Here is a 2,084-nt window from a genome sequence, read left to right on the forward strand (position 1 = left end):
CCTACCATGCCAGCAATCTCCCGCCGGGCGCCCTGCCGGGCAGCAAAACCCAGATGGCCTTGCGCTCCAAAACCCATAAAGGGGACGGCTACAACGAACTGCGCTTCGAGGACGCCAAAGGCAGCGAAGAGCTGGCGCTGCACGCCCAGCGCGACATGAACACCGTGGTGAAACACGACCAGACTCTGGTGGTGGAAACCGGCAACCGCCAGGTGGCGGTAAAGACCGGGGATGAACAGACCCGCATTGAACAGGGCAGCCTCACGGAAACCGTCTGCCGGCTGCGCAGCACCGACGCCAATCAGGTGCAGGTCAAGGCCAGCGCCGGTAAAGCCGGCGAGGGCACGCAACTGTACACCGCCAGCGACAACATCACCCTCACCGTCGGGGCAGGCAAGATTGAGATGACCAAAGAGCACATCACGCTCACCTTTGGCGGCTCCGTCATTACCCTGAACGCCGACGGGGTGTCGGTTAACGGCAGCAAAATCGGCCTGAATAACTAGTCCCGGCCGGAATAACGGCCCCGGATACCCACAGATAACCCTCAACACGGAGCAGGATAACGTCATGACCCAGGAAAACACCCGCGTCCCTTTTCACTTTAATGCCGGTACCGTACAGGTGCCGCACGACTGGCGGGATGTCAGCATGCTGATACTCAGCAGCCCCGACGACCACAACGGCAGCAGCTTCACCCTGTCCCGCGATACCCTGCCCTGGGGCCTCGACTTCCCCCAGTTTGCCGGGCGCGAAATCACCGCCCTCAGTCAACAGCTGAAAAACTATCAGCTTATCGCCCAGGAAAACGGCCGGCTCAATGGCGGCGACACCCTGACCGCCGAGTTCACCTGGGACTCCCCGCAGGGCCCCCTGCATCAGCTGATGATGATGCTCAACCTGCCACAACAGGTGTTGATTCTGACCGGCACCTGCAACGGCGCTATGACCCCGGCTCAGCGCGAACAAATGCTCGCCATCATGACCTCGTTTCAGCCCCGCACGGGTGATAAACCCTAATGCCAAGGAGTTGTGATGAGTCTATTACAAAATGTCTGGGCGGGCGCCGGCGCGGCCCGCCGCACGCCAGACTCCCCGCCCCGGCAAACGCCCCCCGCTACCGAGACAAACGTCCCGGCTAAACCTGCCGCGCCACCGCCCCGAACCGCCAAGACGACGTCAGGTTCAGATAAAGCGCTGGCGTTTCTGGAAAGCGACGCCTTCAACAAAGCCACGCTGGGCGCGGCCGGAGCCTATGCGGTCGCCACCGGCGCGGCCGCCCCCTTTGCCGCCGGCCTGGCCACCGGGACCGTCGGCGCGTATGTCGGCAGTTATGTCGGCGATAAAATCGGCCATCAGGTCGCGCAGGCGCTGGGCATGCAGACCGTCTCCACCGAAGGCAATGCGCCCGCCCGGCTGGGGGATGCCATTGCCCATCAGAATAAAAGCGCCGGGTTATGGGGGGCGCTGGGCGGCGTCTTACTCGGGGCCGTGGTGGCGGTGGCCGCTGCCGCTTTTGTGGTCGCCACTGCCGGCGTCGGGGCCGCCATCCTCGCCGGCGCCGCGGCCGGATTAGCCGGCGGCTTTGTCGGCGCCGCTTACGCCAGTCTCGGGGCCGCTATCGGACAATACGGACAAAATAAAGGCACCATCATTGAAGGCTCGCCCAATGTCTTTTTTGAAGGCAAACCGGTGGCCCGGGCCGGGGACAAAATTGTGTGCAGCGACCACCCCGGCCCGGTGGTGATTGCCGAAGGCGCCAAAACGGTGTTCGCCAACGGCAAGCCGATTGCCCGGCTGGGCCACCGCACCGCCTGTGACGCCAATATCAACAGCGGCGCGGCATCGATTGCCATCACCCAGGAAACACAGGGGGTCTGTGACATCCTCATCAGCAACGACCGGGCCTTACGCTGGGCCGTAGTGCTGGCCGGCTTCATTCCCCTGCCCAGAGGGAACAAAAACCGCCCGCATGAAACCCCCGCCCCCTCAACGAAAAAAACCGGCTGCGACAGTCAGCTCTGTAGCAAAGCCGGGGAGCCGGTGGATGTGGCGACCGGCGACTTCTTACAGGTCTGGCCGGT

General features: G+C 63.5%; 3 protein-coding genes. All 3 read left to right on the top strand.

The window, feature by feature from the left end:
• On the top strand, positions 1-506 hold a 506-nt coding region (locus OO184_RS24785; RefSeq protein ID WP_446500482.1), incomplete at its 5' end, for a bacteriophage T4 gp5 trimerization domain-containing protein.
• 64 nt (positions 507-570) lie between these two features.
• Positions 571-1,020, top strand: a complete 450-nt coding sequence (locus OO184_RS24790) for a DcrB-related protein (protein WP_265381436.1) — start codon at positions 571-573, stop codon at positions 1,018-1,020.
• A 15-nt stretch (positions 1,021-1,035) separates the two neighbouring features.
• The coding region (locus OO184_RS24795) for a PAAR domain-containing protein (protein WP_265381437.1) at positions 1,036-2,084 on the top strand (1,049 nt) is incomplete at its 3' end.

Source organism: Photorhabdus aballayi, assembly GCF_026153155.1.
Taxonomy (GTDB): Bacteria; Pseudomonadota; Gammaproteobacteria; order Enterobacterales; family Enterobacteriaceae; genus Photorhabdus; species Photorhabdus luminescens.